7 protein-coding genes and 1 pseudogene are annotated in these 5681 nt (G+C 66.7%); all 8 read left to right on the top strand.

Features of this window, described 5'->3' with window-relative positions; genetic code table 11:
* Positions 1–113 precede the first annotated feature (113 nt).
* A complete protein-coding gene (locus ABDV69_RS19950; RefSeq protein WP_343577469.1) occupies positions 114–344 on the top strand; it encodes a hypothetical protein in 231 nt (76 codons plus the stop codon).
* Positions 345–354: 10 nt separating this feature from the next.
* Complete coding sequence (locus tag ABDV69_RS19945; RefSeq protein ID WP_343577468.1) at positions 355–759, top strand: type II toxin-antitoxin system VapC family toxin; 405 nt, start codon at positions 355–357, stop codon at positions 757–759.
* Positions 760–807: 48 nt separating this feature from the next.
* A pseudogene (locus tag ABDV69_RS19940) lies at positions 808–1396 on the top strand (pyridoxamine 5'-phosphate oxidase family protein); the annotation flags it as partial.
* Between the two features lie 117 nt (positions 1397–1513).
* Complete coding sequence (locus ABDV69_RS19935) at positions 1514–2449, top strand: DUF4129 domain-containing protein (protein ID WP_343577470.1); 936 nt, start codon at positions 1514–1516, stop codon at positions 2447–2449.
* A complete protein-coding gene (locus ABDV69_RS19930; RefSeq protein WP_343577467.1) occupies positions 2446–2928 on the top strand; it encodes a hypothetical protein in 483 nt (160 codons plus the stop codon). The genes ABDV69_RS19935 and ABDV69_RS19930 overlap by 4 nt, the downstream gene beginning before the upstream one ends.
* Positions 2929–2947: 19 nt before the next feature.
* Positions 2948–3913: a MoxR family ATPase gene (locus ABDV69_RS19925; RefSeq protein WP_343577466.1), complete on the top strand. Its 966-nt coding sequence runs from the start codon at positions 2948–2950 to the stop codon at positions 3911–3913.
* Positions 3914–3918: 5 nt separating this feature from the next.
* Positions 3919–5166, top strand: a complete 1248-nt coding sequence (locus ABDV69_RS19920) for a DUF58 domain-containing protein (protein WP_343577465.1) — start codon at positions 3919–3921, stop codon at positions 5164–5166.
* Complete coding sequence (locus ABDV69_RS19915; RefSeq protein ID WP_343577464.1) at positions 5163–5612, top strand: hypothetical protein; 450 nt, start codon at positions 5163–5165, stop codon at positions 5610–5612. The genes ABDV69_RS19920 and ABDV69_RS19915 overlap by 4 nt, the downstream gene beginning before the upstream one ends.
* Positions 5613–5681 lie beyond the last annotated feature (69 nt).

Raw genomic sequence — 5681 nt, 5'->3', positions numbered from 1 at the left:
CGTGACTTGACTCGTATGGGTAATACCTCAAAAGACGACCGATGAAGTTGGTAGCCGTTGACCGCGGGCACCTAGAACATGTGCATGTCATGCGCATGTGATAGCTTGTGGCTATGGCGGTTGCGATTCAAATCAAAGATGTCCCTGAAGAAGTTCGCGACGCACTGGCCGCCCGCGCCGAGGCGCGCGGCCAATCCACCCAAACGTATCTTCGATCACTTTTGGAACGGGAGTACCAGGCTCAACGCAACCGGCAGCTCTTGGAGGCATTGGCTAGTCATCGCAGCCTTACCATGACAGCCGAGGAAGTGGCGGTCGTCATCCGCGCCGACCGCGACGGGTGAATTTTCGACTGTGATCGTGGTGGACGCAGGCGTGCTGGTGTTGGCGCTCACGAGCGGCACTCCTCAAGGCGACGCGGCACGCGCAGCCCTGAACAGCGACGACGGCTGGCTCGCACCGGCCCACATGCCGGGCGAGGTGCTACGCACCCTGCACAAAGCGGTCGTGCGCGAGCAATTAAAACTCGAGGACGCCGAGGCCGCCGCCGATACCGCCACCGCACTCGCCATCGAATACGTGCTCCCTGATGCACTGCTCCTGCGCACCGCCTGGGCCTGGCGGCACAACATCTCGATCTATGACGGCCTGTATGTCGCTGTCGCCGCCGAACGCTCTGCCGCGGTGATCACCGTCGACAGCCGCTTGGTCAAGGCCACTGATCAGCTCGGTATTCCCGTCGCGATCACCCTGCTCTGATAACGCAGCCGTAGATCGTGACTGCGGCCCAATGGGTCACGGTCAGGCATCCTCGACGAGGCGCTAATCTGTCACGGCCAATGGCGGTTCGGTGGTGTTGCCCACGATTCACGCGCGGCTGGGCGAGACGCTCTACCTGCATGGATCGACCGGCAGCCACCCGATGCTCGCCGGTGCGGGCGCTCCCGGCGGATTGCCCGTCTCCGTCACGGCGACTCTGGTCGACGGCTTGGTCCTGGCGCGTTCCTGGATGCACCATTCGCTGGAGTTCCGATCGGTGGTTGTCGTCGGTAATGCCCAACTGGTGCGCGAGGACGGGGAGAAGCGGCGCGCGTTGGCCGCGGTGGTCGACCACGTCGCAGCCGGCCGAGCGGCCGACAGCAGACCTCCCGACGCCCGCGAACTGGCAGCGACCGCCGTGCTTGCCCTGGACCTCGTCGAGGTCTCCGCCAGGGTGCGCACCGGCGGCCCCGCCGACGACGAGGAAGACCTGACGTTGCCGCACTGGGCCGGCGTGCTGCCGCTCACCCCGCAGCCGGGCACGCCCATCCCCGCCAGCGACCTGGATCCCGCGATACCGCTACCGGCGTACCTGGCGGACTACCACCGGAGCACACCTCCGTCTGGACGCGCCTGACCGAGGAGCATCGACTCGGGCGGGCCCGCGGCACGATGAGTGACAACCTGCGGGCATCTCTGACCCGATTGCTGGCCGTTCACCTCGACTCCGTGCCACGATGGTCTCTTGTCGAGTGTGCCGATCTTGGACAGGGCGACTGGCCGCGTAGTCGCCGTTATTGTGCTGTTGATCGTCCTTGCCGCAGCGCTGCGCGGATATCTCCCGGGCGTTGAGCGCACCGACCGACAGCAACCACCGCAGAGCGGCGCATCGCTGATCTATGTTGCGGCGTTGCTGAGCGTATCGCTGGCGATCGTTGCCATGGCGCTCATTGCCCGGCTTCGCGATCCACGTCGGGTCGCGAGCAGCGCCCGCGACTTGCCGACGAGGTTGTCCAGCGGCGGTCGGCCGGCGTGGCGAGTGCTGGTGATCGGGTCCGCCGTGCTGGTGGTGTGGCTGATCCTGCTCTTTCTGCTGTCGAGATTCGTCAGCCCGCACTTCGATTTAGCTCAGCCCGCACCGCAATCCAGCGTCCCCACGCCGGCCGGTAACGCTCCGCAGCGGCCGGGCTCGCAGGACTCCGGACCGGATCGCGACGTGCTGCCGTATCTGATCGCCGCTACGGTCACCCTGCTGGTGATGATCGTCGCGGGCGCAGTGTTCTCGCGGCGGAGTCGCAGTGTCGATTCGCGTATCGCCATGGCCGGGCCGCTCGATGAACCGGCACCGCTCGCGACCGCGGCCACCTCACTGGTCCGGGCGGCGGAAAGCGGGCTGGCCGAAGTAGAGGATCCCAATCGCGATCCGCGACAAGCGATCATCGTGTGCTACGCGGCGATGGAACGCGAGCTGCGGCGTTTCCCCGGCGCCATCCCGCAAGATTTCGACACTCCGACAGAGGTTTTGGCTCGCGCTGTCGAACACCACGCGCTACACGCCGACAACGCGACCGAACTGGTGACCCTGTTCGAGGAGGCGCGATTCAGCCGGCACGTGATGACCGAGGATCACCGCAGCCGCGCCATAGGCGTGCTGAAGCTGGTTCTCGCCGATATGGGGAGCACGGTATGAAAAGAATTATTGTGCTAGGCGTTTCGGTCATTTTGTGCGCGGAACTGACCGCGCTTTCGCTGCATGACCGACGCTACGTGCTCTGGGTGGCCGGCGCCGCAGTGCTTTTCGCGTTGATCAATGTGCGGCAGGTCCTGGGACGCGAGATCGCGCCGCCGCCGCCCGAAACTCCGAATGCCCTCGAGGAAATACTGCGCAGTTGGTTGTCTCGGACGCAGACGATGATTCACCGGTCGGAATCGACGCGAGCCGACTGGGACAGGCACCTGCGTCCGATGCTCGCGCGGCGGTTCGCGATCGCAACCGGTCAAAAGCAAGCCAAGGATCCGGCAGCGTTCGATGCAACGGGCCGAACGCTTTTCGGTCCTGAGCTGTGGGCGTGGGTGAGCCCCAACAATGTTTCGCGCACCGGCCTGGCCGAACCCGGGCCGGGCCGCGCGACGCTCGAGGAAATCCTCGAACGCCTCGAGCAGGTATGACAGGGGGCGCATGTCGGACATGACCTCGGCTGCAACGACAACGGCTCAGGCAACTGCGGTGCTCGACGAGATCGAACGCGTCGTGGTGGGCAAGCGGGCGGCGCTCACCCTCATTCTGACGACGGTTCTCGCGCGCGGACACGTGCTGATCGAAGATCTGCCGGGCCTTGGCAAAACGCTGATCGCCCGGTCGTTCGCCGCCGCGCTCGGTCTGCATTTCACCCGCGTGCAGTTCACCCCCGACCTGCTGCCGGCCGATCTGCTCGGCTCGACGGTCTACGACATGCAGTCGGGCCACTTCGATTTCCGGCCCGGCCCGATCTTCACGAACCTGGTGCTGGCCGATGAAATCAATCGCACACCGCCCAAGACCCAAGCGGCGTTGCTGGAGGCGATGGCCGAGGGCCAGGTCAGCATCGACGGCGTCACGCACCCGTTGCCTGCGCCGTTCATCGTGTTGGCGACCGACAACCCGATCGAATACGAAGGCACCTATCCGCTGCCCGAGGCGCAGCTGGACCGGTTCGCGGTGCGGCTCGAGCTGCGTTATCTCTCGGAGCGCGACGAGGTGTCGATGCTGCGCCGGCGGCTGGATCGGGGATCGGCCGAGCCCACCGTGAATCAGGTAGTAGATCACCATGATCTGCTGGCCATGCGCGAGGCTGTCGAGCAGGTCAGCGTGCACGAGGACGTGTTGAATTACGTGGTGTCGCTGGCCGCCGCGACCCGGCATCACCCGCAGGTGGCGGTCGGTGCCAGCCCCCGTGCCGAACTCGATCTGGTGCAGCTCGCGCGGGCCCACGCGCTGCTGCTCGGTCGCGACTACGTGATTCCCGAGGACATCAAGGCGCTCGCCCCGCCAGCCGTGGCGCATCGAATCACGCTGCGGCCGGAGATGTGGGTACGAAAGATCCAAGGCTCGGACATCGTCGAGGAGTTGCTGCGGCGCTTGCCGGTGCCACGAACGCGCGGCGGCCCACAGTAGGCCGCGTGGTCGAGATCCGAGAAGTTCAGTTGCGTTGGCGCGCCTCATCGTTGACACGCGCGATCGCGACCTGCGCTGCACTGGCGCTGGCCGTCGGGCTGATCAGATCCTGCTGGCAACTCGTCGCCTTCGCGGCGCCACTGCTCGGCGTGTTGTGTTCGGTGAGCTGGCAACGGCCGCTGCCGAAGGTCACGGTGCACGCCGAGCCCGGCTCACAACGATGCTTCGAGGCCGAGCAGGTCCAGCTAGCTCTATGGGCTGGCACGGAAACATTAGGCACCGCAATCGAACTCACCGCTTCGGCGGGCGAGGGTATGCAGCTGGAGGTCGAACCCGGCGAGAGGCTGACGGTGACCGCCAGTGCCGACCGCTGGGGGCGTTATCCGGTGCGGGCTACGGTCGAGGTCGTTGCGCACGGCGGGCTGCTGGTCGGAGCGGGAGACGTGGACGCGGCGGAGGTAACGGTCTTTCCGATGACACCGCCCCAACCGACGACGCTTCCGCCCACCGAGTTGCTCGACCGCCTCGGCACCCATCTGACCCGGCACATCGGCCGCGGCGTCGAATATGCCGACATTCGCATCTACGTGCCGGGCGATCAGCTGCGCACGGTCAACTGGCCGGTCAGTGCCCGCCGCGGACGGCTGCATGTGACCCAGCGCCTGACCGATCGCTCCGCGGATGTGGTGGTGCTGATCGACGGCTATCCCCAGCCTGCCGGCCCCGCGACCCAGGCCACCGAGCGCATCGTGCGGGGCGCCGCTCAGGTGGTGCAGACCGCGCTACGCAACGGGGACCGAGCCGGCATCGTCGCGCTCGGCGGCCGTAGGCCCCGTTGGCTCGGCGCCGATATCGGGCAGCGCCAGTTCTATCGTGTGCTCGACGCCGTCCTCAGCGCAGGCGATGAATTCGAAAGCACGACAGGGACATTGGCCCCCGCAGCGGCAGTTCCATCGGGCGCGATCGTGGTCGGATTCTCCACGCTGCTCGACACCGAGTTCGCGCTGGCACTGATCGACTTGCGCCGACGTGGTCACGTCGTGGTGGCGGTCGACGTGTTGCACGGCGCACCCTTCCGCGCCGCCCAAGACCCGCTGGTCGAACGAATGTGGGCCCTGCAGCGGACGGCGATGTACCGCGACATGGGCACCGTCGGCGTCGACGTGATGGCCTGGCACCCCGATCGGACCCTTGATCAATCGATGCACGCGGTGCCGGATCATCGCCGGCGGCTGGCTGGACGCCGGTCATGAGGAGCGCCGCGCAGCTACTCTCGATCGCCTGTGGGCTGCTGATGGTGGCCGCCGCAGGTGTCGGAACACACGGCCCGACCCGCGCCCTCGCGGTGTCCGCGTTGGTCGCGGTGGGGGCAGCGGTCCTGCTTCGCCCGGTCGCCACGCTCGCGGTATTGCTGACCGTGCTGGTAATCGCGGTGACCGGCCCGCCGGCAGTGGTCGCGGCGGTGGCGGGCTTGTCGGCGGCCGTCTACCTGGTGCTGCGACATGCCGCCGCGAGCGGCGCCGGCCTCGACTCGGTGAGTGCGGCGACGCTGGTTTCGGCCCTGGCATTCACGCTCGCGGGCATGGTAGCGACGGCATTTCCGCTGCAACTGCCGTGGTTGCCGGTGCTGGCGCCGCTGACGGTCTTTGCGATCTATCTTCTGGCCACGCGGCCTTTTCTGCGTGACGAGGAAAATTGACGCGGCGTCAAGGTCTCGGTAACGCGCCGTTTTCCTGCGGGCACCCCGGCCGTGGCTGAGCGTTCAATC

The sequence above is a fragment of the Mycobacterium sp. genome, assembly GCF_039583785.1.
GTDB lineage: Bacteria > Actinomycetota > Actinomycetes > Mycobacteriales > Mycobacteriaceae > Mycobacterium.
Note: the sequence above shows the minus strand (reverse complement) of the source record. Positions and strands in the feature narration are given on the sequence as shown.

Excerpts from the sequence above, each read along its gene's own strand:
- ABDV69_RS19950 (WP_343577469.1), top strand. The coding sequence starts at position 114 with ATGGCGGTTGCGATTCAAATCAAAGATGTCCCTGAAGAAGTTCGCGAC.
- ABDV69_RS19925 (WP_343577466.1), top strand. The coding sequence starts at position 2,948 with ATGACCTCGGCTGCAACGACAACGGCTCAGGCAACTGCGGTGCTCGAC.
- ABDV69_RS19930 (WP_343577467.1), top strand. The coding sequence starts at position 2,446 with ATGAAAAGAATTATTGTGCTAGGCGTTTCGGTCATTTTGTGCGCGGAA.
- ABDV69_RS19915 (WP_343577464.1), top strand. The coding sequence starts at position 5,163 with ATGAGGAGCGCCGCGCAGCTACTCTCGATCGCCTGTGGGCTGCTGATG.